This is a genomic window from Ruegeria sp. CDSC052 (assembly GCF_059610685.1).
The window spans coordinates 85,619-110,366 of sequence record NZ_JBXWOB010000010.1; the positions used below are offsets into that span (position 1 = coordinate 85,619).

Consider the following 24,748-nt stretch of genomic DNA (forward strand, 5'->3'; position numbering starts at 1 on the left):
AGCTCGCCAAGTCATGCCCCTAGTTCATCTGGCCAAAAATACCTCGGGGTTTGGGGCAGAGCCCCAATGGCCTCACCGAGGCCACCTACCCCGCTTCTGTCTTCCCGCGCCGGTCCGACCGCAGACAGGCATATAACACATGCGTTCGCCAGCGCCCGTCAATCTGCAGATAGGACTGCGCCACGCCTTCGTATTTAAAGCCCGAGCTTTCCAGCAATCCGCGCGAGGGTTTGTTTTCGGGCAGGCAGGCCGCCTCGATCCGGCTCAGGTCTAAACGCGTGAAGGCATGATGGACCACCGCGCCAATAGCCTCGCGCATATACCCGTTGCGAGCAAAGGCCTGGCCCGTCCAATAGCCCAGGGTCCCCGCCTGTGCTGGGCCACGGCGCACATTGTCCAGGGTGATCGCACCGACCAGCAGGTCATCAGATCGCCGGAACAGAAATAACGGAATCGCCGTCCCACTCGCAACCGAGCGCTGCGCCCAGTAGACACGGTTAGTAAAGGATTTCCGGCTCAAGTGGTCCGAGGCCCAGATCGGCTCCCACTGGGTCAGAAAGTCTTTGGACGAGCGTCGCAGCGCCGCCCAGTCGTTAAAATCGGAGTGCACGGGCGGGCGCAAGCTGAGCCGCTCGGTTTCAAGTTTCAGCTTGCGTCTGCCCAGAAGCATCACGCCGCGCGCCTCTCCTGCAAGTCCGCGAGTGTGGGTGCACCTGATACCGGACCATACAGCGCCAGCGCCGCTGGCGCTTGTGCTGCTATCTGTTCGGCAAAGCTGCGGACATCTTCGGTGCTGACCGCGTCAATCTTGGCGACTGTATCCTCAAGCGACGGCACCCGTCCCCAGATCTGCACCAGACGCGCCAGACGCTCGGCCCGGTTCGAGGGGCTTTCCAGCCCCATCAGCATTCCGGCCTTCATTTGCGCACGAGCACGGGCGACCTCTTCGGGGCTCATATCCTCGGCGGCACGCTTCATTTCGTCAATGGTGATCGTCGCCAACTCACCGATCTGATCCGCAGATGTGCCCGCGTAGATCGTGGTAGTGCCCGTGTCGGCATAGGCGCCGGCCTGGGCAAAGATCGTATAGCAAAGCCCGCGTGTTTCCCGAACTTCCTGAAACAAGCGCGAAGACATACCCCCGCCCAGCGCGGTCGAATAAATCTGCGCGGTATAGATCGCGTCGTCGCGATAGCCGGGGCTTTCCAGCGCCAAAGCGAAATGAGCTTGCTCCAGTTCTTTTTCCTGCCGCGCCTCACCACCGGTAAATCGGGCCACTTCAGGGATCAAACCCTTGCGTGGTTGCAGGTGACCAAACATCTCTTCGGCCGTTTTCATCAGTGCATCATGATCAACCGCACCAGCAGCGGATAGGATCATCTGTTCAGGGCCATAATGCTCGGCCACGAAACCCGACAGATCCTCGCGCGAGAATGCGCTGACGCGTTCAGTGGGGCCAAGTATGGTCCGGCCCAGGGGCTGGTCGTGATAGCTCTGCTCTTGCAGCCAGTCAAAGATTACATCGTCGGGCGTGTCATAGGCCTGACCGATTTCCTGTAGGATCACACCGCGTTCGACCTCAATCTCGCGCGGATCGAAGATCGGGTTCAGGACGATGTCACCGATGACATCCATCGCCAGCGCCACATCGTCTTTTAGAACGCGCGCGTAATAGGCCGTCACCTCGCGCGAAGTATAGGCGTTGATATACCCGCCCACATCCTCGATCGCTTCGGCAATTTGCAGCGCGGATCGCCGTTTGGTTCCCTTGAACGCCATATGCTCAAGGAAATGGGCTATGCCATTCTGTTCGATCCGCTCATTGCGCGCACCGGCGGTTACCCAGATGCCTATGGCCGCAGATTGCAGCCCCGGCATATGTTCACTGACGATACGGAAGCCGTTCTTCAGTTGGTCTTGTCTGACAGTCACTCGGCGATATGCCCTTTGATATGATCCTCAAGGGCGCCCAGATCATTGGCGATGCGGGTCACCCGTTCCGGACGTTCATACAGATCAGACATGCGAGAGGGAAGAGGCGGATGTACGCCACTCGCCTTCTCGACCGCAGCCGGGAACTTGGCCGGGTGTGCGGTCGCCAAAGTGATCATCGGGACGTTCGCGTCGCGGTGCTCCTCGGCAACTTTGATACCCACGGCAGTATGGGGGCAGACCAGTTCGGTGCTGTGGGCCAGCGTGGCTGTGATCGTCGCCAGTGTTTCCTCTTCGGACACGCGGCCCGAGTCGAAGCTTTCGCGCAACGCTTCCATCGCGCCTTGGCTGACATTGAAGCCGCCCGTCTTCAGCTCGTCCATCAGCTGAGCCACAGAATTGCCATCCTCGTCATAGGCATAATACAGCGCCCGTTCAAAGTTCGAGCTGACCTGAATATCCATCGAAGGGCTGATCGAAGGGATCGTGTCTCCCTTGAAATACCCTTCGCCTACCAGACACCGATGCAGAATGTCATTCTGGTTGGTCGCCACTACCAACCGGTCAATCGGCAAGCCCATGCGTTTGGCCAGATAGCCCGCAAAGATGTCCCCGAAATTACCCGTAGGCACGGTAAAGCTGACCTTGCGATGTGGCGCGCCAAGGCTGACCGCGGCTGAGAAGTAATAGACGATCTGTGCCAGCACGCGGGCAAAGTTGATCGAGTTCACCCCCGCCAGTTTCACACCGTCACGGAAGTCGAAATCGTTGAACATATCCTTCAACGCGGCCTGACAGTCGTCAAAGTCCCCGTCGACGGCCAGAGCATGCACATTGTTGTCCGCAGGTGTGGTCATCTGACGACGCTGCACCTCGGAAACGCGGCCATGCGGATACAGGATAAACACGTCTACCGCATCCAGCCCCCGGAACGCCTCAATCGCGGCCGAACCGGTATCACCGCTGGTCGCGCCCACGATAGTCACCCGATCCCCGCGACGCTTCAGCGCCACCTGGAACAACTGACCGATTAGCTGCATGGCGAAGTCTTTGAAGGCCAGTGTCGGGCCGTGAAACAACTCCAGCAGGAAGTGGTTCTCGTTCAACTGCTTCAACGGTGCGCGGGCGTCATGGCCGAACCCTTTATAGGCGCGGGCAATGATCTGTTTGAACTCATCTTCCCCAAATGATCCGCTGACATAGGGCCACATCACGCGAAAGGCGATGTCCTCATAAGACAGTCCTGCCAACGCGGCGATTTCATCGTGGCTCAAGACCGGGATTTCAGCGGGCAGATACAGGCCTCCGTCGCGGGCCAGCCCGGTCAGCATCGCCTCTTCAAAACTCAGTTCGGGCGCCTGCCCGCGGGTTGAGACATATTTCATTGCGCTTCACTTTCTGATGGGGCGCGACCGCGCCACAGGAAATAACCAGTCATCGCAGCCCAGACCAAAGCCAGGCCAAACCATGTGATTGCGTACCCCAGGTGATCATTCGGGATGCCTGCTGTATTCACCGGCAAAGGTGTCAAATTCGGATCGGTCCGGGATCGTGCGATTACCAGAACCGGGTCGGTTCCCAGAGCTGCAGCAAGATTGGGAACATCGCGGGCAAACCAGATATTGGCATCCACATCTGGCTCGGGCGTATAGCCGTCGATCTCATCCGGCCAGTGCAGATTGCCCGTCAGTTCGATCTGCCCGGTTTGTCTTTCAACCTGTTTGGCAGTGGTTGGGATAAAACCGCGATCGACCAGAATAGTCCGGTCGCCAGTATCGAAAGCTTGGATAACCCGATAGCCAGCGCCTACTTGTTTCACCGAAACCAGAACATGGATTTCACCCGGCTGCATCTCACCCTGGACGAAAACCGGTAGGTACTTGTCCCGTGTCTCGGAAGGCTGCTGCGGCAGGGAAACAGGCTCGGCAGAGATCCGGTCGTTAATCTCGGCCAACACGTCTTGTTTCCACCCAAGCCGCTGTAGCTGCCAGACGCCCAGCGATACAAGTACGCCCAGACCGGCGAGCCCGAAGATCAGCAGGAAAGTTATGCGGCGCATGGCGGGGTCAAACCTTGTTGCAGAAACCGGCGTCTTGTTAAGGGCGGTGTGAACTGAATTGCAACCACCCATTTGTATCGGGTGCAATCTTGCACCCTGATAGAGAAAAAGCCGCCCTTGGGGGCGGCTTTTGCAATTTTGTTACCGGTCCGACGTCAGATCAAAGGGGCTTGTCCCCAGATATAGACTGCGAAGAACAGGAACAGCCAGACAACGTCAACAAAGTGCCAGTACCAGGCCGCGGCCTCGAAACCGACGTGCTTTTCCGGCGTGAAATCACCCTTCAGTGCCCGGATCAAACAGACCGACAAGAAGATGGTGCCGATAATCACGTGGAAGCCGTGAAAGCCGGTTGCCATGAAGAAGTTCGAATAGAACTGATCACCACCGAATTTCCAGCCCTCATGGGCCAGCAATTCGTAGTACTCAAAGCCCTGCAGAGCGGTAAAGGCGATGCCCAAAACGATACCAATAGCGAGGCCGTTGATCAGCGCCTTGCGGTCATTGTCATGCACCAGCGCGTGGTGCGCCCAGGTGATGGCACAGCCCGAAAGCAGCAGGACCAGCGTGTTGATCAGCGGCAAGTGGAACGGGTCAACCGCGTGGATATCCGGCTGGATGTACTCGGTGCCCGCATAGTCGTACATCGGGTACATGCGGTGTTTGAAGAACGACCAGAACCAGGCGAAGAAGAACATCACCTCGGACATCACGAACAGGATGAACCCATAGCGCAGGCCAATGCGCACGACCGGCGTGTGATCGCCTACACGGCTTTCGGCCACCACTTCGGACCACCAGGCGAACATGGTGTAAAGAACCGCGACAAGACCGGCCCAGAACATGTAGGAGGTGACGCCGTGCATCCAGAGGACGGCCCCGAACAACATCACAAAGCCGCCCGCAGCGCCGATCAGTGGCCAGATCGAAGGGGTCAGAATGTGGTAATCATGATTTTTTGCGTGTGCCATCAGCGTCCCTCACCTACAGGCGTTAGTTCTTGTTTGTATCAGCCTGAACATCAAGGGCGGCATAGCCCTCGGGCAGGTCAATTTCGTAGAATGTATACGACAGAGTGATCGTATGCACATATTTGGCTTCCAGATCCTCGACCATTTCGGGATCGACGAAAAAGCTCACCGGCATCTGAACCCGTTCTCCGGGTTGCAACACCTGTTCTTCAAAACAGAAACAGGCGATCTTCTGGAAATACCCACCGGCCGAATAAGGCGCAACGTTGTAAGACGCCTGACCGGCAATCGGGCGGTCCGTGGGGTTATATGCCTCATAGAAGGCCAGGCCCGTTTCACCGATGCGGATTTCCATCTGGCGCTCGACCGGCTTAAATTCCCAGGCCATGTCTTTCGCCTTTGAGGCGTCAAAGCGAACGGTAACAGTGCGCTCAAGGATGTCCTCTGGCGCGGCTTCAGCCACTCCGGTTGTGCCGCCATACCCGGTGACCCGGCAAAACCAGTCGTAAAACGGTACCGAAGCCCAGGCGAGGCTGCCCATCAGAACAACAACGCCGACGGTTTGCACGACGGTTTTTTGCGGCCCCGTGAGCGCCATCAGTTCTGCACCTCTTGCATGGCCCTGTTAAAATCGGTCCCTGAGACTTTGACGATCGTCAGCCCAAAGATCAGCACGATGAATGCAGCAAGCGTCAGGCCAACGCCCAGATTTCGGCTGAACCGACGTTGATGCAACTCATGGCTTTTGCGCAGGCTCATGCCCAGCCTCCCAGCCCGTAAGGCCTCAGCAGTGCTTCGGCAAGGATCGCGCCGAAATGCAGGAAAAGATACAGCAGCGAGAGCTTGAAAAAGCCACGCTCAACTTTGAAGTTATCAGCCTCGGAGTCATCCTCGGTCCGACGCGAGATTGCCCATGCTCCGCGCAGGAACAACGCGTTCAGTACAATAGCGACGGTCAGATAGATCGGGCCGCCGATTGCCGAAAAGCCGGTTCCAATCGCAAGCACTGCCAGCAGAACGGTGTAGACCAGAATATGCCAGCGCGTCGCCCGCCGACCATGGGTTACCGTCAACATCGGCACACCCGCATCGTCGTAATCCGACCGCATAAACAGGGCCAGCGCCCAGAAATGCGGCGGCGTCCACATGAAGGTAAGGGCAAACATCAGCCAAGGTTCGACGGACATGGATCCGGTTGCAGCGACCCAGCCGATGACCGGCGGGAAAGCCCCAGCTGCGCCGCCAATCACGATGTTCTGTGGCGTCGAGCGCTTGAGCCACATCGTGTAGACAACGACATAGAAGAAGATGGTGAAGCCCAGAAAGGCTCCGGCGAACCAGTTGGTTGCAAGACCCAGCATGATCACCGACAGGCCGGACAGTGCCAGGCCCAAGGCCATCGCTTCGCCCTCTTGTACCTTGCCCGACGGTATGGGGCGACCTTTGGTGCGCTTCATAACGCGGTCGATATCTGCATCCCACCACATGTTCAGCGCGCCGGATGCGCCACCTCCGATGGCAATGAACAATATCGCGCAGAACCCAACGAACGGATGTACCGGTACCGGCGCTGCCAGCAGACCAACAAGCGCCGTGAATACAACCAGCGACATCACGCGCGGCTTCAGCAGGGCGAAGTAATCGCCAAAGCTGGCCTCATTCGCATACGCTTGGGCGGTCGTTTGGCTTGCATTGATGCTTGCGTCGCTCATCTCGGGTCCTTTTGGGGCGAAGGCTGTGCGATCTCTCGCACAGCCTGCATCTAGTAGCAGGCGGGACGCATCCCACCCTTACTGAAATCAGTTCGAAGCGACCTGATAGTTCTGCGGCAGGCCCGCATACTCGTCGATCGCACCTTTCAGCCAAGCGTCATACGCCTCTTGGCTGACAACTTTGACAGTGATCGGCATATAGGCATGGTCCTTGCCGCACAGTTCCGAACACTGGCCGAAATAGATGCCTTCCTTTTCGGCCTCAAACCACAGCTCAGCCAGGCGTCCGGGTACACCGTCCTGCTTCACACCGAAGGACGGAATGGTCCAGGAATGGATCACGTCGGACGCAGTAACTTGCATCACGATGACCTTGCCAACCGGGACAACAACCGCTGTGTCGGTGGCCAGCAGCCACTCATCGTCGCTATACCCTGCGTCTGCCAGCTTGGCCCGCATCGCGTCATCCAGGACAAATGCCGTCACGTCCGCATCGGCGGGGCGAGTACCTTCGTCCAACGTGGCTGGGTGGCCGAGCAGATAGCTGTCGAATGCAAAATCGTGATCGACATACTCATATGTCCAATACCACTGGTTGCCGACAACCTTGATAACGACATCACCTTCGGGAATTTCCTGCTGCTTGAACAGAACCGGCAGAGAGAAAGCACCGATGAATACTAGAATCAGAATCGGACCCAACGTCCAGACGATCTCGACCGGAGTATAGTGCGAGAATCGCGCCGGGGTCGGGTTGACGCGTTGATTATAACGCATGATGCAGTAAACCAGCAGGCCCGCAACGAATATGCAGATCGCGGTAATAATCACCAGAATCATATTATCCAGGCGATGAATCCCCTCGGCAAGGCTTGTGGCTGCAGGCTGGAATCCTATGCCGCCGTCAATCGGCTGACCGATAATCTCAAGCTCCTGAGCCATGGCGGGAAGGCTGGAGAGGGCTGTCATAAGCCCCGAAAGCTTCAAAGCGTTCTTCATTTTCTGTCCTGATCGTTTGATCTTTGCGTCCCTGGCGAAAAGGTGTGAATCGGCCACACCTCACCCGTTGTCTTTGGCCGCGTTAAAAACCATATTCCTGCGGGTAGATAAAGCAAAATGCTTGCGTCAAACAGACGCTATTTTTGATCTGGATCAAACTCGAAAGGTCCCAAGAGATGCCCAACGACCCGTTTCGCCCGTTTGAAAGCGCTCTTCCACATGACGAAGCGCTTGCGGTACTGCAATCCGCCACCGCCGGGGCCGAGGACGGAGAACTGTACGTTGAACGCCGGAAATCCGAGTCTCTGGTCTTTGATGACGGGCGCTTGCGGACCGCTTCTTATGACGCGTCCGAAGGTTTCGGCCTGCGCGCCGTACAGGGCGAAGTGGCAGGCTATGCGCATTCAACGGACGTCTCGATTCCTGCCCTGAAACGGGCCGCCGAGACCGCGCGGCTGGCGGTCGGTGATGGTGGCGGAACGCTAGCTGATGCCCCCCGGGCCACCAACAAGCGCCTTTATACAGACGAAGACCCTATCGAATCTGCCAGTTTCCCCGTCAAAATCGAAACATTGCGCGAGATTGACGCCTTTGCCCGTGATCTTGATCCGCGTGTAGTACAGGTCAGCGCCACTATTGCTGCTGCGGTGCAGGAAGTTGAGATTCTGCGCCCTGACGGCATTCTGGTCCGCGATGTCCGCCCCATGACCCGGTTGAATATCTCGGTCATCGTGGAACAGAACGGCCGTCGTGAGAGCGGCTCGACCGGTGGAGGTGGCCGGATCGGCCTGGACGGGCTGATCGACCCAACCGACTGGCAGGATAAAGCCCGCGAGGCCCTTCGCATCGCCATGGTCAACCTCGAGGCTGTTCCCGCCCCTGCGGGCGTGATGGAGGTAGCACTGGGCCCTGGCTGGCCTGGCATCTTGCTGCACGAAGCAATTGGCCACGGCCTTGAAGGGGATTTCAACCGCAAGGGCAGTTCCGCCTTTGCCGGGCTGATGGGTCAACAGATCGCCTCCAAAGGCGTCACGGTCGTTGATGACGGCACAATCGCCGACCGGCGCGGATCAATCAGCGTCGATGATGAGGGCACACCCAGTTCGCGCACGGTGCTGATCGAAGACGGCATCCTGACCGGATATATGCAGGATCGCCAGAACGCCCGTCTGATGGGTGTTGCGCCAACCGGGAATGGGCGGCGTCAAAGCTATGCCCATAAACCAATGCCACGGATGACAAATACAATCATGCTGGGTGGCGATGCCGATCCCGCCGCTTTGGTAGCCGATATAAAGGATGGCATCTGGGCCGTAGGCTTTGGCGGCGGTCAGGTGGATATCACCAACGGCAAATTTGTGTTTTCCTGTACCGAGGCATACCGGGTTGAAAACGGCAAAATCGGCGCGCCGGTCAAAGGGGCAACATTGATTGGCGATGGCCCCTCTGCCCTCAAACGCGTTCGCGGGTTGGGCAACGACATGGCCTTGGATCCGGGAATGGGCACTTGCGGCAAGGATGGTCAATGGGTGCCTGTGGGCGTTGGCCAACCTACGGTCCTGATGGATGGGCTGACGATTGGCGGATCGGCGGCCTAATTAGAATCGGTCACTGCTTCCAAAGCGCAGGGTTAACGCCCGCTTTGGATATGCATTGATACTTTGCGGAGAGGTGTTTTCCGACTTCCGACTCGGCTGTATTTTTTGCCGTTGATTTTCAACAACCTACGCAACTGAGACACCCGAGCCTCGAAATATATCCGGAAAATTTGACGGGATTCACACGCTGTTAACCCTGGCAGCCGTAAACCAGTTCTGCAATCAGACGGAGCAACGGATGACCGAAGAGCAGCTTTCTTCCAATCACCCCACACTCCCACCCACCACGGAAGAGGATCGGTTTTCCTGGCTTCGTCTGTTGCGTTCTCGCAAAGTGGGCCCGGCGACGTTTCGGCGGCTGCTTCGCGAACATGGCTCGGCGCAGAATGCGCTGGCCGCGCTGCCGGAAATGGCACGCGCTGCCGGAATAGAAGGGTATGAAATCTGCCCGCCCGGCGTGATTGAGGCGGAACTCAAGGCCGCAAAAGCTGCCAATGCGCGGCTTTTGTGCCTAGGGTCCGCCGATTTCCCATCCGCTTTACATGATCTGAATGATGCTCCGCCAATGTTGTGGGCAATCGGTGACACCTCTCTTTTACAGCGCCCCTCGGTCGCTATGGTCGGTGCCCGCAACTGCTCATCTCTGGGCGCGCGAATGGCGCGCGGATTGGCGACCGATCTGGGAAAACAGGGTTATGTGATCGTTTCTGGCCTGGCCCGCGGGATTGATACCGCGGCGCACCTAGCCACGGTTGAAACAGGCACCATCGCCGTTATGGCGGGGGGGGTCGACGTGGTTTACCCTGCTGAAAATACCGATCTTGCCGCTGAAATCGCAGGTTCCGGGCTGCGCGTCTCGGAGCAACCCATGGGCGTCACGCCACAGGCGCGCCATTTCCCGCGTCGCAACCGGATCATCTCGGGCCTGGCAAAGGCCGTTATTGTGGTCGAAGCCGCCGCCAAATCCGGCAGCCTGATTACAGCGCGCGACGCCTTGGACCAGGGGCGCGATGTTCTGGCTGTGCCCGGACACCCGTTTGACGCACGCGCGGCTGGCTGCAACCTGCTGATCCGCGACGGTGCTACTTTGATAAGGTCTGCAGAAGATGTGATCGAAGCGCTACCGCAGCAAGCGAACCTATTCGAACCCCAGCAAATGCTCCAAAAGAAATTACCCCGCACACCATGCTCAACCAATGACCTGGAACGCCTAATTCTGACCCGGCTCGGCCCCTCTCCTATCGCCGAAGACCAGTTGATCCGCGATGTTGAGGCAACGGCGGGTGAAATTGCCCCGGTTTTGGTCGATCTGGAACTGGACGGACGTATTCAACGCCAACCCGGGGGTCTTCTGTCATTGACCGCCTGAGTGTTGGATATCCAATCTTACACATGTATCCCATTGAAATCGCCTATAAATCCTTGCTTTCAAAGGAACGCATTGACAATTCGCTCTTGCCCTACACATCTTGCACACTCATAGAAGGCGCCAATTCCGTCGAGCGAGGTTTCCCCTTAAATGCCTGTAGTTGTTGTAGAATCCCCTGCCAAGGCCAAAACAATCAATAAATATCTTGGCCCGGACTACACGGTTCTGGCGTCTTACGGCCATGTTCGAGATCTGCCGCCCAAAGATGGCTCGGTCGATACCGAGGATGAGTTTGCGATGAAATGGGAGGTCGGAAACGACAGCCGCAAACATGTCAAAGCCATCGCCGACGCGCTGAAAGAAGACAACGCCCTGATCCTCGCCACCGACCCCGATCGTGAGGGTGAAGCGATCAGTTGGCATTTGCAGGAAGCACTGACCAAACGCCGGTCGATCAAAAAGGATACGCCTGTCAGCCGGGTGACCTTCAACGCCATCACTAAGGACGCAGTGACCGAGGCGATGCGAAACCCCCGTCAGGTGGACATGCCACTTGTCGAGGCCTATCTGGCCCGCCGTGCGCTGGATTATCTTGTGGGGTTCAACCTGTCGCCCGTCTTGTGGCGCAAACTGCCTGGTGCAAAATCCGCAGGCCGCGTGCAGTCTGTCTGCCTGCGCCTGATCGTCGAGAGAGAGATGGAAATCGAGGCGTTCAAACCGGTGGAATACTGGTCGGTGCGCGCCCTGTTCGAAACACCCCGTGGTCAGACCTATGAGGCACGCCTAGTCACACTGGCCGGTAAAAAGCTGGACAAGCACGATCTGTCCAACTCAACCCAGGCCGAACTGGCGGTGCAGGCGATCACCAGCCGCGCGCTCAGTGTCACTTCGGTCGAGGCGAAACCCGCCGCTCGAAATCCCAGCGCACCCTTCATGACCTCGACCCTGCAGCAAGAGGCCAGCCGCAAGTTCGGCATGGGTGCGCGTCACGCGATGCAAGTGGCACAGCGCTTGTATGAGGCCGGCTACATTACCTATATGCGAACCGATGGCATCGACATGGCCCCCGAGGCCGTGGCGGCTACGCGCGAGACCATCGCCGACCGCTATGGCGCGGAATATGTGCCGGACAGCCCTCGCATTTATAAGAACAAGGCAAAGAACGCGCAGGAAGCCCACGAATGCATCCGGCCTACGGATATGACCCGCGATGCCAAAGCGCTGAAGGTAACGGACGACGATCAGCGCAAGCTCTATGACCTGATCTGGAAACGCACCATTGCCTGCCAGATGGCCGCTGCCCGGCTGGAACGCACAACTGTCGAAATCGGAAGCGAAGATGGGCAGGTTGGCCTGCGCGCGACCGGTCAGGTGGTGATGTTTGACGGGTTCATGCGTGTCTATGAAGAAGGCCGCGATGATGTCGCCGATGAGGATGACAAACGCCTCCCCCAGATCATGCAGGGCGACCCTGCACGGTTCTCTAAAACCACGTTGCGGGATCAGTTCACCAAAGCGACAAGCGATGGCACGGACCGGGCCGCGAAAGAGGCTATTCTGTCAGACAATGAATCAGTTCTGGCGCTGCAACATCACACTCAACCGCCGCCGCGCTATACCGAGGCGACGCTGGTCAAGCGGATGGAAGAGTTGGGGATCGGGCGACCGTCGACCTATGCCTCGATTGTCACAACGATTCAGGACCGGGAATATGTACGCAAGGACAAGAACCGGCTGATCCCCGAAGAAAAGGGGCGGATCGTCACGATTTTTCTGCTGAACTTCTTCCGTCAGTATGTCGGTTATGAATTCACCGCCAATCTGGAAGAACAGCTGGACGATGTGAGTGCAGGTGATCGGGACTATAAGGATCTGCTGAGCAAATTCTGGCGCGACTTCTCGGCCGCGATTGGCGAGACATCGGAACTGCGCATTTCCGAAGTGCTGGACAAACTGGACGAAGCACTGGCACCGCAGCTCTATCCGCCACGCGAGGATGGATCTGACCCGCGTGTCTGTCCGAAATGCGGCGCGGGCCAGTTGCACCTGAAAACTTCACGCACTGGCGGGTTCGTCGGCTGTGGCAACTATCCCGAATGCACCTATACCCGTCCTATCGCCGGTGAAGGTGCCGAGGGTGAAGAGCGCCTGCTGGGTGAAGATTCAGGTGATGATATCTGGCTGAAGACCGGTCGGTTCGGACCTTATGTTCAACGTGGAGAGCCAACGCCTGAGAACAAGAAACCTCCGCGCGCCTCGCTGCCACGTGGCTGGAGCAAGGATGATATGGATCTGGACAAGGCGCTGACATTGCTATCCCTGCCCCGCCAGATTGGTGAGCACCCCGAGGGCGGTATGATCAGCTCGAATTTCGGGCGGTTCGGACCATATCTGATGCACCAGCTGGCGGATGAGGCCAAACCGGTTTATGCAAACCTCAAAGACCCCAATGACGTGTTCGAGATCGGTATGAACCGCGCGGTCGAATTGCTTGCTGAAAAGCGCTCCAATCCGGGGCGCGGACGCCGGGCTGCGGCCAAAGCGCTGAAAGAACTGGGGGAACATCCCGATGGTGGCGCAATGCAGGTTCTGGATGGGCGGTATGGTCCATATGTGAAGTGGGAAAAGGTCAACGCGACCATTCCCAAGGACATCAAACCCGAGGACGTAACGCAGGAAATGGCCATCGAACTGGTCAATGAGCGCGCGGCCCTGAAAGGGACCAAGAAAAAGGCGGCGCCCAAGAAAAAAGCCGCCAAGAAGACAACCAAGAAGGCCGGTTAGGTAGAAATACCACCCTTCGCCCGGTTTCATTGACTTCCCCGTGACGTGACGGCACAACCTGCCCAACACCATCTCATTGGGGGAGTTTTCCATGAAGAAAATCTATGCCAATGCCAACGAAGCGCTCGATGGCGTACTTTCGGATGGCATGTTGATCGCCGCTGGTGGGTTTGGCCTGTGCGGGATTCCCGAGCTGCTGCTTGAGGCAATCAAGACCTCGGGTGCCAAAGACCTGACCTTTGCCTCGAACAATGCGGGCGTGGACGATTTCGGTATCGGTATCCTGCTGCAAACGAAGCAGGTCAAAAAGATGATCAGTTCATATGTGGGCGAAAACGCCGAATTCATGCGTCAGTACCTCAGCGGTGAGCTTGAACTGGAATTCAACCCTCAAGGCACCCTGGCCGAACGGATGCGCGCAGGTGGTGCCGGGATCCCGGGTTTCTACACAAAAACGGGCGTAGGCACCGTTATCGCCGATGGCAAAGAACACAAGGACTTCAACGGCGAGACCTATATTCTCGAAGAAGGTATTTTTGCAGATCTGGCGATTATCAAGGCGTGGAAAGCCGACGACACCGGCAATCTGGTGTTCCGCAAAACCGCCCGAAACTTCAACGTGCCCGCCGCCACTTGCGGTAAGATCTGTGTGGTCGAAGTTGAAGAGATCGTGCCCCGTGGCTCTCTGGACCCTGACATGATCCACCTACCTGGAATTTACGTGCATCGTATCATTCAGGGCAATCACGAAAAGCGCATCGAACAGCGCACCACCCGCAAGAAGGAGGACGCATAATGCCCTGGGACCGGAATCAGATGGCCGCCCGCGCAGCGCAAGAGCTCGAAGACGGCATGTATGTAAACCTCGGCATCGGTATCCCGACGCTGGTGGCAAATTATGTTGGCGACAAGGATATCACCCTGCAATCTGAAAACGGAATGCTTGGTATGGGTCCCTTTCCTTTCGAGGGCGACGAAGACCCGGATCTGATCAACGCAGGCAAGCAGACGATCACCGAACTGTCTCGGACTGCTTATTTCGACAGCGCTACGTCTTTCGCCATGATCCGGGGCGGCAAAATCGCCGCGGCAATCCTGGGTGCCATGGAAGTGGATGAAAAAGGCGATCTGGCCAACTGGATGATTCCCGGCAAGCTGGTCAAAGGCATGGGCGGCGCGATGGATTTGGTTGCAGGTGTCGGACGTGTGATCGTGGTTATGGATCACACCAACAAACACGGTGAATCGAAAGTGCTGAAAGAGTGCACCCTGCCGCTGACCGGCAAGGGTGTTGTGGATCGCATCATCACCAATTTTGGAGTTCTGGATGTGGTCGATGGCGGCCTGAAGATCGTAGAGCTCGCAGATGGTGTCAGCGAAGATGAGATGCGCGCCGCGACACAGGCGACGATTGTCGACTGATCAATTCACCTAATGGCAAGGCCCACTTCAGTGTGGGCCTTGGTCAATTAAGAGCCTGAAACACGCACCCGTCAGAAATCAACTCGGGCGGTGTCGAACACAGCGCTCGCGCCACCTGAAAAGCCGCGAGAACCTTGGGCACATAGTCCCGTGTTTCCGCATAAGGCGGTACACCACCATGTTTGCGAACCGCACCCTCGCCCGCATTATATCCGGCCAGGACCAGGATCGGGTCGTTTCCAAACTCTTCCATCAGCCAGTTCAGGTATTTCACTCCGCCCGAGATGTTCTGCCCCGGGTGAAGGCTGTCCTCGACCCCAAATCGTTTCGCGGTCGCGGGCATAAGCTGCATCAGCCCCTGCGCCCCGGCCGAACTTTCCGCCTTCTCCCGGCCTGCCGATTCAACCGAGATGACGGCCAGCACCAACGCAGGCGACACATTTGTCCCTACGGTCGAGCGTAAAATGTCGATCCCCTGCCGCTGAGCAATATTCTGAAGCGTCTGCAATCGGGGCGAGGCTACGTTTATGGCGGCAAGCGCATTTATCGAATCCTGCAAACGACCCGAACTGGCCTCATCTATCCCGGGTGAGATCCTGTCCCAGAACGCTTTATATGACCCGACGGGTTTGTTTTGCGGCGAAATTCCCGGAAGCCCCGGAGGCGTAACACGTGTCCTCGCGATAATCTCAGGAACTACGATCTCAGCCCCTGTGCTGGGCGCCGAAGGTGCTGAGGCATGTTCTGTAGGCGATATCTGAACGGTAATGCGCGGGCGCTGACCGGGCTTGGCTGCTTTGATCCGTTTATATACGCCACGCGGTTCGACTTCGTTGGCGGAGACAGACACAGGTGCGGACACCACTGCCAGCGCCAAGCCGGCGCAAGTTATTGCGTTCCGGAGATTCATTTGCCTGCCTCATGTTCTCTTTTGCGTCGATTTGAACCCCGAATCTGTCTGTAAGGCCAGAAAAACAATGTGAATTGGGGCAATTTCGCCTCATTTGGCGCCATTTTGCATCGGGTTTTATCGGTACTCGTACGAAGGGATTATTTTTATTTATTTAATTTCAATTAGTTAATCGGAAAGCTACCAAAAAGTTAAGCTGAGGCACAAAAATTTGGGGTTTGGCCCAATTCCTGCCACGCCCAACAGGCAAACATAATGCCATACCGAGACGATCGGGAGCGGACTGAGAGACGAAGCTCTGGAAGACGCCGAGGTTCATTAGACTTATTAGATCCTTTAGGAGGGACGTAACATGATCAAGTTCATCAAGAACTTCACCACTGACGAAGACGGCGCCGTAACAGTAGACTGGGTCGTTCTGACCGCAGCTGTTGTTGGCCTGGCCGCTGTTGCTTGGACACAGGTTAGCGACGGTGTCGACGATCTGGCTGGCGACATTGACACCGCCCTGACGGGTGTTGTTGTTACTGCACCTAACGCGGGCCCAACAACCCCGTAATTATTTAGATAGAATTTTGAAGGGGGCTGCGCTCGTCAGATCGCGGCCCCCTTTTTTATAGAAAAAAGACGAGGTCCTGCGATGAAGGGTATTTCAAAATTCTTATCCGGGGAACATGGCGCAATCACCGTTGATTGGGTGGTGCTTACTGCTGCGCTGGTCGGCCTTGGACTTGTCACCGTATTCAATTTGACGGGCGGGGTACAACACGTCGATACCGAGACGGGTAACGCACTTCGCGGTATAGAGGTCTATTCTGCGAATCAGGAACAGGCATCGGAATCAGATTGATCAATCTGGCACTAAGGACACGGGCGTCAAAAAAATACTTCATTGTCCCCCTTTTCGACACAATTCTCCTGTAACCAATAGTCAGTTGAAGTCGTATTCCCTATGACGACTGACATCGCATACAAATAAATGAGGGAACGCGCATGCGTGCAGTATTTGGACTTGTCCTGATTGTTGGGGTGGCTCTGGCAGGAGGAGCCGTTTATATGGCGCGGGACTATATTTCTCAGTATCAGGCGGAATTGGCCAGAGAACGTTTGGCGGCTCAGGAAGCATTGGCAAATGTTAAGTCCGTCCCGACGGTGGACGTTCTGGTTTCGAACCGTGCTCTTAAATATGGTGAGCGTCTGGTCGCCGAAGATGTGCGGATCGTGAAATGGCCTGAGGATGCAATTCCCGAAGGAAGCTTCCTTGAAATGGCCGTCCTGTTTCCAGAGGATGCAAGTGGCGACCGCTTCGTTCTGAGGACCATGGAAAAAGACGAAGCCCTGATGGAGGTCAAAGTAACCAAACCAGGCGAGGCAGCGGGTCTGACATCACGAATCGCGAAAGGTAAGCGCGCATTTGCAATCAGCGTGGACGTTGCCTCGGGCGTATCCGGCTTCCTTCGCCCTGGTGACAGTATCGATGTTTATTGGACCGGTTCGTATGGTGGCGGAATCGATGGGTCGCGCGGCGAAATCACCCGCCTGATTCAAACCAGCATTGAGTTGATCGCTGTTGACCAGAGCGCCGGGTCCGATCTGACCGGAGCCACGATCGCGCGCACCGTTACGGTCGCTGCTACTCCGGAACAAATCGCGGCACTGGCTCAGGCTCAGAACACCGGCCGCCTGTCTTTGGCGCTGGTTGGCGTGCAAGACGACACAATCGCAAGCGCGGTCGAAGTTGACCAAAGAAAACTTCTGGGCATTAAAGATGTCGTCCCCGTGGCACCCAAAATCGCGGAAGAGGTCTGTACGGTCAAGACGCGCCGCGGTGCCGAGATCGTCGACACGGGAATAGTAACACCCTGCACAAATTAACAGAAAATCAGTGCGTTACATGACCGGGGCCGCGCGAATTGCGCGGCCCTAATTTGTTCGCATGTTGCGCATTGTCCACATAAGGAAAATTCCAGAAACCATTGATTATTGCAATAAATTCTCAATTCGCGCAGTGTTATCAGACATAAGGCAGTAGCCGCAAAAAACGAGGCGTGATCGGAGAGGCAGGTCACATGAAAAGAAGTTCCTGGATAAGCGCAGCCCTATTGGGCTTGGCGCTCGTAGTTGGCCCAGTCGGCAATGCTGCCTGGGCTGAAACACTTCGCGTGGTAAAGAAGGGTACAGCGGAAACGCTTGATGTGCCAATGAACCGCGCAATAGTTGTAGAAAGTGAGCAACCGTTTGCCGAACTCAGCATCGCCAATGCAGGCATCGCTGATATTTCGTCGCTTTCGGATCGTACTATCTATGTTTTGGGTAAGGCTCCTGGCCTGACGACCCTGACATTGTTCGACGGTGCAGGTAATCTACTTGCTAATGTTCGGGTCCGTGTGGCACCGGATGTTACCGAGTTTAAAGAACGTCTGCGCCAGATTTTGCCAACCGAGCCTATCGAAGTTCGCACCGCCAATGACGGTATCGTTCTTTCTGGCACAATTTCTAGCGCTGCCAAGTTGGCGCGGGCATTGGAGCTGGCAGAGCGCTATGCACCGGAGCGCGTATCGAACCTGATGTCGGTTGGCGGCGTTCAGCAGGTCATGCTGAAAGTGCGCTTTGCCGAGATGAATCGGTCGGTGGCTAAAAGCCTGACTGCATCGCTTGGTTTCGGCGGCAGTGATGTGACTGGCGGTATCAACACGCTGAACAATGCTGGTGCTTTGGCAAATGCCCTGAACAACAACATTCCGGCGGTACAGACGAATACCGGCGCAATTCTGTTCGGCTTTGGCGCAGGCTCCACACAGGTTCGTCTGCTGCTGGAGGCACTCGAGTCCAAAGGACTGGCGCGCAGCCTAGCAGAGCCTAACCTATCCGCACTTTCGGGTCAGGAAGCGACGTTCCTTGCAGGTGGTGAAGTTCCTATTCCGGTACCGCAGGACGACGGCGTAATTGCGATTGAATACAAAGCCTTCGGTGTTGAAATCGACTTTATCCCCCGCGTTGTGGATGGTGATCTGATCAACCTTGAAATGGCTGCTGCCGTGTCAGCTATCGATGGTTCGTCGAACTTCACCATTCAAGGTGATAATGTTCCATCTTTCATCACACGCCAGACCAGCACAACGGTTGAGCTGCGCGATGGTGAAAGCTTTGCGATCGCTGGCTTGATCCAGGATGATTTCACCGACCTGAACAGCCAGATTCCTTGGTTGGGTGACGTCCCGGTTCTTGGCGCCCTCTTCCGCAGCGCGGAATATCAGCGTCAGCAAAGTGAACTGGTGATCATCATCACAGCCCACCTTGTGTCGCCGACACGTGGTGAGGCACTGGCTCTGCCTACGGATCGGGTCAAACCACCCAGCGAATTTGATCTGTTCGTTAATGGCAAAGTCGGTCGGACTGAACGTCTGGGTGCCGGTGCAGCTTCGGAAGTCGCGAATCAGGACTTCGGTAGCTCGTACGGCTACGTCCTGGATTGATTAGGAGGATAGGACCAATGCAGAAGTGGATCATCACACTGGGTCTTTCGGTCGCTGTCGCCGCATGTACGCGTGAGGCCGGATACGAAGCCGATCAGGGCGCGTTCGGGAATGCGACACTGAACAACATTCAAGTAATGAATGGCGAACTGACATATGCCCAGATCCTGGGCCAACGGTTCGCAGCCGAAGTGCCGACCCAGATCAACTTTGATTTCAACAGCGCTCAACTGGACGAAACAGCTCGGCGAGTACTCTTGCGTCAGGCGAACTGGATCAAACAGTTCCCCGAGGCACGGTTCCGGGTCTATGGCCATACGGATGCTGTTGGATCAACGGCATATAACCAAAGCCTGGGCCAGCGGCGCGCAAATGCGGCTGTTGCGTTCCTTACGCGGCAGGGTATCTCTCGCTCGCGGTTGGAGGCGGTTGTTTCATTCGGTAAGTCACGACCTCTTGTGGCTACGCCGGATCGAGACCGTCGCAACAGGCGCACCGTGACCGAAGTATCAGGCTTCGTTGATCGTGCACCCCAGCTACTCGATGGCAAATACGCCGCTATCGTCAATCGTGAGTACGTGGAAAGCGCGGTTTATGAATCCCAGCTGCGCCGCGAAACCGCTATTGGCGATACAAGCGAACAATAAACTGTGATTGGGCGGCATCGTCGCCCAATTCCCTACAATTGGTTCTTTTGCGCCTAATTCTTGCCTAAGTTCCAAGCCACATTTTCAACAATTGGGTGACCTGCGTCCGAAAATGGCCGCAATAGGGTGACAGCAAGCCAATCCTGTCCTCTGGGCCAGGATGGTTCGCCTACCCTTCGACGAGGATTGTGTTAATGACAAGCGCCACGCCGCAAAACGAAGAGACCGCAATTCTGGCCTGCACGATCAGCCGTGATGTCCAGAATTTCGATCTGCTTATAGAAGATATGGAAGGCGCTTTGGGTGAGCGTTGGGGTGATCTCGGCTTTGCCGAAGCCCTGACATTTTTCAACCAACCCGAGGCGAATTCACTGCAATTTGTCGCGTTGGCCATTGATGGCGAGGATGAAGACAACCTGTCACTGATGGGTGAAATCATCACACAGGCAAAAGACAAAAATATCAAAATAGTTCTGATCGCCGAGGACGTGACCCCGGCTTCGCTGCATCAGTTGTTGCGCAAGGGCGCGGATGAATTCGTCCCCTACCCTCTTCCAGAAGGTGAATTGCAAGAAGCAATCGACCGGATGAACAAACCCGAACCCGTCGCCGTTGCCCCCGGATCAGATGCCGCACGTGCAGCTGGCGACTCTAAAGAGGGTGCTTTGTTTGTGGTTCAAGGACTTGCCGGTGGGGTCGGGTCGACGACTATGGCCGTCAACCTAGCTTGGGAACTGGCAACGGTCTCTGACAAAGAGGCCCCTTCGGTTTGTTTGATTGACCTGGACCTGCAATACGGAACGGTTTCGACATATCTGGATCTTCCCCGTCGAGAAACTGTATTCGAGATGCTGTCTGATACGGCGGCAATGGATGATGACCTCTTTACCCAGGCGCTTCAGTCCTATGAGGACAAGCTGCAGGTGCTAACTGCGCCGTCGGATATGGTGCCTTTGGATCTGATTACGCAAGAAGATATCGAACGGGTGATCGAAAAGGCACGAAAGCACTTCGATTATGTGATCGTCGACATGCCAACGACATTGGTTCACTGGTCGGAAACTGTACTGCAGGCCGCCCATGTTTACTTTGCCCTGATAGAACTGGACATGCGTTCGGCTCAGAACGCATTGCGCCTCAAGCGCGCTTTACAGGCCGAGGAACTACCCTTCAATAAGTTGCGTTTCGCTCTCAATCGCGCCCCGAAATTTACCGATCTGAATGGTAAGGGCCGGGTCAAGCGCATGGGTGAAAGCCTGGGTATCTCTATTGATCTTCAACTGCCGGATGGCGGCAAACCGGTGATGCAAAGCGGTGATCACGGTCTGCCATTGGCCAACGCTGCGGCCAAGAACCCACTGCGCAAGGAAATCGCAAAGCTTGCGAAGTCGCTGCACAGCCTGGGCAGCAGTAGCGCCGAAGCCGCATAACACAATCCCACAGGGAGAGCCGCCGTGTTTTCAAGATATAAAAAACCCGAAGCACAACCGGTCCAGGCACCGGCTAAATCGCCCGAGGCCACACCTGCACCTGCAGCGGAGCAAGCATCAACCGCTACTGCTGTTGCCCGGCGACCCACCCCCAAAAAGGCGGTCGAGGTTGTAGGGGCGGACAAGGAACGCAAGCGCAAAGAGCGTCTGGGCGAAATCAAGATCGAACTCCACCGCGAGCTTCTTGAAAACCTGAACCTTGCGGCCCTTGAGAAAGCTGGAGAATCCGAGCTGCGCTCGGAAATCAGTGCGATTGCCAGTGAGGTTCTGGAATCCCGCAACATCGTTCTAAACCGCGACGACCGGCAACAGCTGAACAAGGAACTGTATGACGAAGTAACCGGTCTTGGCCCGCTCGAGACCTTGCTTCAGGACGACTCTGTCAGCGATATTCTGGTCAACGGCCCGCAGCAAATTTTTGTTGAACGGTTCGGTAAGCTAGAAATTAGCGACGTTACCTTTAAAGACGAAAAGCACCTGATGCGGATCATCGACAAGATCGTATCCGCCGTGGGCCGCCGTGTTGACGAATCCAACCCCTATGTGGACGCCCGTCTGGCGGATGGCTCGCGTTTCAACGCCATGGTGCCACCGATTGCCGTTGACGGCTCGCTGGTATCCATTCGTAAGTTCAAAAAAGATAAGCTGGCCATTGATGATCTGGTGAATTTTGGTGCCTTCACCGAAGAAATGGCCGCCTATCTGCAGGCTGCTGTATCTACACGCCTGAATGTGATCGTTTCGGGCGGTACCGGTTCCGGTAAAACAACCACGCTAAACGCATTGTCCAGCTTTATCGACGACGCCGAGCGTATTCTGACCATCGAGGATACAGCGGAACTCCAGCTGCAACAGTCTCATGTTGGCCGGATGGAAAGCCGCCCGCCTAACGTCGAAGGCAAGGGTGAAGTCAGCCCCCGCGACTGTCTGAAAAACGCCCTTCGTATGCGTCCCGACCGTATCATCGTGGGTGAGACACGGGGCTCGGAAGTTATCGACATGCTACAGGCCATGAACACTGGCCATGATGGCTCGATGACAACGATCCACGCGAACTCGGCCCGAGACGGGATTTCGCGCCTTGAAAACATGATCGCGATGGCCGGGATCGAAATGCCGATCAAGGCCGTCCGTAGCCAGATCTCCAGTGCTGTGAACCTGATCGTTCAGGCAAGCCGCCTGCAGGACGGCTCGCGGCGTATGACTTCGATCACCGAAATCACTGGTATGGAAGGCGATGTGATTTCCATGCAGGAAATCTTTCGTTTTCAACGCGTTGGATTAACGCCCGACAACAAGATCATTGGCCATTTTACCGCGACAGGCGTTCGCAGCCACTACTCCGAACGCTTCCGTCTGTGGGGCTATGATCTGCCCCCTTCGATTTACGAACCAACGACTATGTAGGAGATCTTGAAATGCAACTGCCTATGGAGGCACTGATCTACGTCGCGATCTTCGTAGGCGTACTTGCGTTGGTGGAAGGAATCTATCTGGTTGCCTTCGGAAAATCCATCAGTCTGAACAGCCGCGTGAACCGCCGTCTTGACATGCTGGATAAAGGCGTCGGGCGCGAACAAGTTCTGGAACAGCTGCGCAAGGAAATGCAGCAGCATATGAAGTCCCAGAGTATTCCGCTCTATTCCCTGTTGGCGGACAAGGCTCAGAAGGCCGCCATCGCCTTCACACCCCGTCAGTTGATCCTGATTATGGTGTTGGTGACAGGCTTTGCCTTCATGGGGCTCAGCATTGCAACGGGAACGGAAACCATAATGCGGGCCGCAATTTCGGTCGCAATCGGTGTTGGTGGTGTCTATGCGTGGGTAAACAACAAGGCCAAAAAGCGTATGGCAATGCTGGAAGAACAGTTGCCAGATGCTGTGGAATTGATGGTTCGGTCGCTTCGCGTCGGGAACCCTTTTGTGTCCACCATTCAAATCGTCGCAAATGAAGTCCAGGATCCACTCGCCACTGAATTCGGAGTTATCGCTGATGAATGTGCCTATGGCCGTGACGTCGGTGAATCTCTCAAAGATCTGGCACAACGACTGGATATGCAGGATCTACGGTTTTTGGCAGTGGCCGTCGGCATCCAACAGCAATCCGGTGGTAACCTGGCCGAAATTCTGGCCGGTCTGGCCAAGGTGATCCGGGCCCGTTTTCGACTTTTCCGGCGCGTCAACGCTATCACAGCCGAGGCAAAATGGTCAGGAAAATTCCTATCTGGATTTCCACTGTTCTGCCTGGGATTCATTTTGGTGAACGACCCCGGGTACTATGACGAAGTTATGGATCACCCATGGTTCATTCCTGCCTGTTTCTTTGTCGGCATCATGCTGACACTGAACCTGATCGTCATGCGCATTCTAACCGACATCAAGGTCTGAGGACACCACCATGGAAATCCTGACCCAAATAAATGACTTTCTAACCGAGCTCCTTGGCCCCTTCGGTCCACTGATCGTGGTTGGTGTACTTGGACTGTTCATGATCTTGATCACAGTCCCCTTGATCCTGAGCCAGCCAGAAGATCCCCTGAAGAAACTGCAGCGTTCTAATGCAGCCCCTCGACAGGATAAGAAGGTCAAAAAGGACAAGCTCAGAACCAGCGGGCGAAACGAGCAGCTTGAGAAGTTTGCCAACTTCCTTGAGCCACAGAACAAGGAAGAACTGTCTGCCATGCAGCTGAAACTGCGGCAGGCGGGGTATCAATCAAAGGACGCAGTTCGGTTCTTCCACTTCGCTCAATTTTCCTTGGGCATCATCGGAATTGTGATTGGTGTTTTGCTGGTCACTGTCCTTTCCGACGGTCAGGAATTTACCGCGCAGCAGATGATAATACGAGTTCTTGTCCCGTCGGCCGCCGGGTATTTTCTGCCACGCTATTGGATCACCCGAAGGGTCGCAGAACGGCAAGAAGCGATCACCGCAGGCTTTCCCGATACTCTTGACCTGATGCTGGTCTGTGTCGAGGCTGGCCAGTCGCTGGACCAGGCCATCGTTCGCGTCGCACGCGAAATGAAAGCTTCCTACCCTGAGATTTCGCTTGAATTTGAAGTCGTCGCCCACGAATTGAAGGCCGGTAAGGACAAGGATACGGTTCTTCGCGATTTTGGTACGCGCTGTGGCGTTCAGGATGTTAACTCATTTGTGACGGTGATGATCCAATCGGCAACATTCGGTACATCCATCGCCGAAGCTTTGCGGGTTTACGCTGGCGAGATGCGAGATAAGCGCGTGATGCGCGCCGAAGAGGCCGCTAACAAGTTGCCAACCAAAATGACACTCGCCACTATGATGCTGACGGTGCCACCGTTGTTGGTCATTCTGGTTGGACCCTCGGCCAAAGGCATCGCTGAATTCGGCGGAGGCTAATAGC

The 24,748-nt window shown here is 56.1% G+C and carries 24 protein-coding genes; 14 read left to right on the plus strand and 10 right to left on the minus strand.

Annotated elements, in window-relative coordinates; translation table 11 throughout:
- Window positions 1-85 precede the first annotated feature (85 nt).
- From AC2FIM_RS15440 to coxB, 9 genes are all read right to left on the minus strand, one after another.
- On the minus strand, window positions 86-670 hold the full coding sequence (locus AC2FIM_RS15440) for a GNAT family N-acetyltransferase (protein ID WP_496678290.1): 585 nt from the start codon (window positions 668-670) through the stop codon (window positions 86-88).
- Complete coding sequence (locus AC2FIM_RS15445) at window positions 670-1,932, minus strand: M16 family metallopeptidase (RefSeq protein ID WP_142638002.1); 1,263 nt, start codon at window positions 1,930-1,932, stop codon at window positions 670-672. Before AC2FIM_RS15445 ends, AC2FIM_RS15440 begins: the two co-directional genes overlap by 1 nt.
- On the minus strand, window positions 1,929-3,317 hold the full coding sequence (gene thrC, locus AC2FIM_RS15450; protein WP_496678287.1) for a threonine synthase: 1,389 nt from the start codon (window positions 3,315-3,317) through the stop codon (window positions 1,929-1,931). The genes AC2FIM_RS15445 and thrC overlap by 4 nt, the downstream gene beginning before the upstream one ends.
- On the minus strand, window positions 3,314-3,991 hold the full coding sequence (locus AC2FIM_RS15455; protein ID WP_271950497.1) for an SURF1 family protein: 678 nt from the start codon (window positions 3,989-3,991) through the stop codon (window positions 3,314-3,316). Before AC2FIM_RS15455 ends, thrC begins: the two co-directional genes overlap by 4 nt.
- 155 nt (window positions 3,992-4,146) lie before the next feature.
- Window positions 4,147-4,962, minus strand: coding sequence for a cytochrome c oxidase subunit 3 (locus AC2FIM_RS15460; protein ID WP_142637996.1), 816 nt, complete (start codon window positions 4,960-4,962; stop codon window positions 4,147-4,149).
- Window positions 4,963-4,984: 22 nt separating this feature from the next.
- Entirely contained in the window at window positions 4,985-5,560 is a 576-nt protein-coding gene (locus tag AC2FIM_RS15465) for a cytochrome c oxidase assembly protein (RefSeq protein WP_142637994.1), read from the minus strand.
- Entirely contained in the window at window positions 5,560-5,721 is a 162-nt protein-coding gene (locus tag AC2FIM_RS15470) for a cytochrome c oxidase system small membrane protein (protein WP_185956706.1), read from the minus strand. The genes AC2FIM_RS15465 and AC2FIM_RS15470 overlap by 1 nt, the downstream gene beginning before the upstream one ends.
- Window positions 5,718-6,674, minus strand: a complete 957-nt coding sequence (gene cyoE / locus AC2FIM_RS15475; RefSeq protein ID WP_271950501.1) for a heme o synthase — start codon at window positions 6,672-6,674, stop codon at window positions 5,718-5,720. Before cyoE ends, AC2FIM_RS15470 begins: the two co-directional genes overlap by 4 nt.
- A gap of 87 nt (window positions 6,675-6,761) precedes the next feature.
- Window positions 6,762-7,673 (minus strand): cytochrome c oxidase subunit II, encoded by a 912-nt coding sequence (gene coxB / locus AC2FIM_RS15480; protein WP_496678284.1) that lies wholly within the window; start codon window positions 7,671-7,673, stop codon window positions 6,762-6,764.
- Window positions 7,674-7,849: 176 nt separating this feature from the next.
- Between coxB and tldD the strand changes: the two genes are divergently transcribed.
- The 5 genes from tldD (at window position 7,850) to AC2FIM_RS15505 (ending at window position 14,846) form a co-directional block, all read left to right on the plus strand.
- A complete protein-coding gene (tldD, locus tag AC2FIM_RS15485) occupies window positions 7,850-9,271 on the plus strand; it encodes a metalloprotease TldD (RefSeq protein ID WP_142637988.1) in 1,422 nt (473 codons plus the stop codon).
- A gap of 238 nt (window positions 9,272-9,509) precedes the next feature.
- Window positions 9,510-10,640, plus strand: coding sequence for a DNA-processing protein DprA (gene dprA / locus AC2FIM_RS15490; RefSeq protein WP_496678280.1), 1,131 nt, complete (start codon window positions 9,510-9,512; stop codon window positions 10,638-10,640).
- A 150-nt stretch (window positions 10,641-10,790) separates the two neighbouring features.
- Entirely contained in the window at window positions 10,791-13,424 is a 2,634-nt protein-coding gene (gene topA / locus AC2FIM_RS15495; protein ID WP_142637984.1) for a type I DNA topoisomerase, read from the plus strand.
- 91 nt (window positions 13,425-13,515) lie between these two features.
- Entirely contained in the window at window positions 13,516-14,220 is a 705-nt protein-coding gene (locus tag AC2FIM_RS15500; protein ID WP_142637982.1) for a CoA transferase subunit A, read from the plus strand.
- Complete coding sequence (locus tag AC2FIM_RS15505) at window positions 14,220-14,846, plus strand: 3-oxoacid CoA-transferase subunit B (RefSeq protein WP_142637980.1); 627 nt, start codon at window positions 14,220-14,222, stop codon at window positions 14,844-14,846. Before AC2FIM_RS15500 ends, AC2FIM_RS15505 begins: the two co-directional genes overlap by 1 nt.
- 43 nt (window positions 14,847-14,889) lie before the next feature.
- Here the strand turns inward: AC2FIM_RS15505 and AC2FIM_RS15510 are convergent, their stop codons facing one another.
- Entirely contained in the window at window positions 14,890-15,756 is an 867-nt protein-coding gene (locus tag AC2FIM_RS15510; RefSeq protein WP_142637978.1) for a lytic transglycosylase domain-containing protein, read from the minus strand.
- A gap of 352 nt (window positions 15,757-16,108) precedes the next feature.
- Here AC2FIM_RS15510 and AC2FIM_RS15515 point away from each other — a divergent pair, with 352 nt between their 5' ends.
- From AC2FIM_RS15515 to AC2FIM_RS15555, 9 genes are all read left to right on the plus strand, one after another.
- Entirely contained in the window at window positions 16,109-16,315 is a 207-nt protein-coding gene (locus tag AC2FIM_RS15515) for a hypothetical protein (RefSeq protein ID WP_142637976.1), read from the plus strand.
- A gap of 81 nt (window positions 16,316-16,396) precedes the next feature.
- Window positions 16,397-16,606 carry a hypothetical protein gene (locus AC2FIM_RS15520; RefSeq protein WP_142637974.1) on the plus strand — a complete coding sequence of 70 codons (210 nt, stop codon included), beginning with the start codon at window positions 16,397-16,399 and terminating at the stop codon, window positions 16,604-16,606.
- Between the two features lie 143 nt (window positions 16,607-16,749).
- Complete coding sequence (gene cpaB, locus AC2FIM_RS15525) at window positions 16,750-17,631, plus strand: Flp pilus assembly protein CpaB (RefSeq protein WP_271950513.1); 882 nt, start codon at window positions 16,750-16,752, stop codon at window positions 17,629-17,631.
- A gap of 194 nt (window positions 17,632-17,825) precedes the next feature.
- A complete protein-coding gene (locus AC2FIM_RS15530; RefSeq protein ID WP_142637970.1) occupies window positions 17,826-19,232 on the plus strand; it encodes a type II and III secretion system protein family protein in 1,407 nt (468 codons plus the stop codon).
- A gap of 17 nt (window positions 19,233-19,249) precedes the next feature.
- Window positions 19,250-19,879: an OmpA family protein gene (locus AC2FIM_RS15535; RefSeq protein ID WP_496678274.1), complete on the plus strand. Its 630-nt coding sequence runs from the start codon at window positions 19,250-19,252 to the stop codon at window positions 19,877-19,879.
- 194 nt (window positions 19,880-20,073) lie between these two features.
- On the plus strand, window positions 20,074-21,309 hold the full coding sequence (locus tag AC2FIM_RS15540; protein ID WP_142637966.1) for a CpaE/TadZ family protein: 1,236 nt from the start codon (window positions 20,074-20,076) through the stop codon (window positions 21,307-21,309).
- A 24-nt stretch (window positions 21,310-21,333) separates the two neighbouring features.
- Entirely contained in the window at window positions 21,334-22,776 is a 1,443-nt protein-coding gene (locus AC2FIM_RS15545; protein ID WP_142637964.1) for a TadA family conjugal transfer-associated ATPase, read from the plus strand.
- 11 nt (window positions 22,777-22,787) lie between these two features.
- A complete protein-coding gene (locus tag AC2FIM_RS15550) occupies window positions 22,788-23,756 on the plus strand; it encodes a type II secretion system F family protein (protein ID WP_142637962.1) in 969 nt (322 codons plus the stop codon).
- A 10-nt stretch (window positions 23,757-23,766) separates the two neighbouring features.
- Entirely contained in the window at window positions 23,767-24,744 is a 978-nt protein-coding gene (locus tag AC2FIM_RS15555) for a type II secretion system F family protein (protein ID WP_142637960.1), read from the plus strand.
- The last annotated feature ends 4 nt before the right edge of the window (window positions 24,745-24,748 follow it).

What these genes read in the sequence shown, in the direction of transcription:
- AC2FIM_RS15440 (WP_496678290.1), bottom strand. Translation starts at nt 670, where the DNA reads ATGCTTCTGGGCAGACGCAAGCTGAAACTTGAAACCGAGCGGCTCAGC.
- thrC (WP_496678287.1), bottom strand. Translation starts at nt 3,317, where the DNA reads ATGAAATATGTCTCAACCCGCGGGCAGGCGCCCGAACTGAGTTTTGAA.
- AC2FIM_RS15455 (WP_271950497.1), bottom strand. Translation starts at nt 3,991, where the DNA reads ATGCGCCGCATAACTTTCCTGCTGATCTTCGGGCTCGCCGGTCTGGGC.
- AC2FIM_RS15460 (WP_142637996.1), bottom strand. Translation starts at nt 4,962, where the DNA reads ATGGCACACGCAAAAAATCATGATTACCACATTCTGACCCCTTCGATC.
- AC2FIM_RS15465 (WP_142637994.1), bottom strand. Translation starts at nt 5,560, where the DNA reads ATGGCGCTCACGGGGCCGCAAAAAACCGTCGTGCAAACCGTCGGCGTT.
- AC2FIM_RS15470 (WP_185956706.1), bottom strand. Translation starts at nt 5,721, where the DNA reads ATGAGCCTGCGCAAAAGCCATGAGTTGCATCAACGTCGGTTCAGCCGA.
- cyoE (WP_271950501.1), bottom strand. Translation starts at nt 6,674, where the DNA reads ATGAGCGACGCAAGCATCAATGCAAGCCAAACGACCGCCCAAGCGTAT.
- coxB (WP_496678284.1), bottom strand. Translation starts at nt 7,673, where the DNA reads ATGAAGAACGCTTTGAAGCTTTCGGGGCTTATGACAGCCCTCTCCAGC.
- tldD (WP_142637988.1), top strand. Translation starts at nt 7,850, where the DNA reads ATGCCCAACGACCCGTTTCGCCCGTTTGAAAGCGCTCTTCCACATGAC.
- dprA (WP_496678280.1), top strand. Translation starts at nt 9,510, where the DNA reads ATGACCGAAGAGCAGCTTTCTTCCAATCACCCCACACTCCCACCCACC.
- topA (WP_142637984.1), top strand. Translation starts at nt 10,791, where the DNA reads ATGCCTGTAGTTGTTGTAGAATCCCCTGCCAAGGCCAAAACAATCAAT.
- AC2FIM_RS15500 (WP_142637982.1), top strand. Translation starts at nt 13,516, where the DNA reads ATGAAGAAAATCTATGCCAATGCCAACGAAGCGCTCGATGGCGTACTT.
- AC2FIM_RS15505 (WP_142637980.1), top strand. Translation starts at nt 14,220, where the DNA reads ATGCCCTGGGACCGGAATCAGATGGCCGCCCGCGCAGCGCAAGAGCTC.
- AC2FIM_RS15510 (WP_142637978.1), bottom strand. Translation starts at nt 15,756, where the DNA reads ATGAATCTCCGGAACGCAATAACTTGCGCCGGCTTGGCGCTGGCAGTG.
- AC2FIM_RS15515 (WP_142637976.1), top strand. Translation starts at nt 16,109, where the DNA reads ATGATCAAGTTCATCAAGAACTTCACCACTGACGAAGACGGCGCCGTA.
- AC2FIM_RS15520 (WP_142637974.1), top strand. Translation starts at nt 16,397, where the DNA reads ATGAAGGGTATTTCAAAATTCTTATCCGGGGAACATGGCGCAATCACC.
- cpaB (WP_271950513.1), top strand. Translation starts at nt 16,750, where the DNA reads ATGCGTGCAGTATTTGGACTTGTCCTGATTGTTGGGGTGGCTCTGGCA.
- AC2FIM_RS15530 (WP_142637970.1), top strand. Translation starts at nt 17,826, where the DNA reads ATGAAAAGAAGTTCCTGGATAAGCGCAGCCCTATTGGGCTTGGCGCTC.
- AC2FIM_RS15535 (WP_496678274.1), top strand. Translation starts at nt 19,250, where the DNA reads ATGCAGAAGTGGATCATCACACTGGGTCTTTCGGTCGCTGTCGCCGCA.
- AC2FIM_RS15540 (WP_142637966.1), top strand. Translation starts at nt 20,074, where the DNA reads ATGACAAGCGCCACGCCGCAAAACGAAGAGACCGCAATTCTGGCCTGC.
- AC2FIM_RS15550 (WP_142637962.1), top strand. Translation starts at nt 22,788, where the DNA reads ATGCAACTGCCTATGGAGGCACTGATCTACGTCGCGATCTTCGTAGGC.
- AC2FIM_RS15555 (WP_142637960.1), top strand. Translation starts at nt 23,767, where the DNA reads ATGGAAATCCTGACCCAAATAAATGACTTTCTAACCGAGCTCCTTGGC.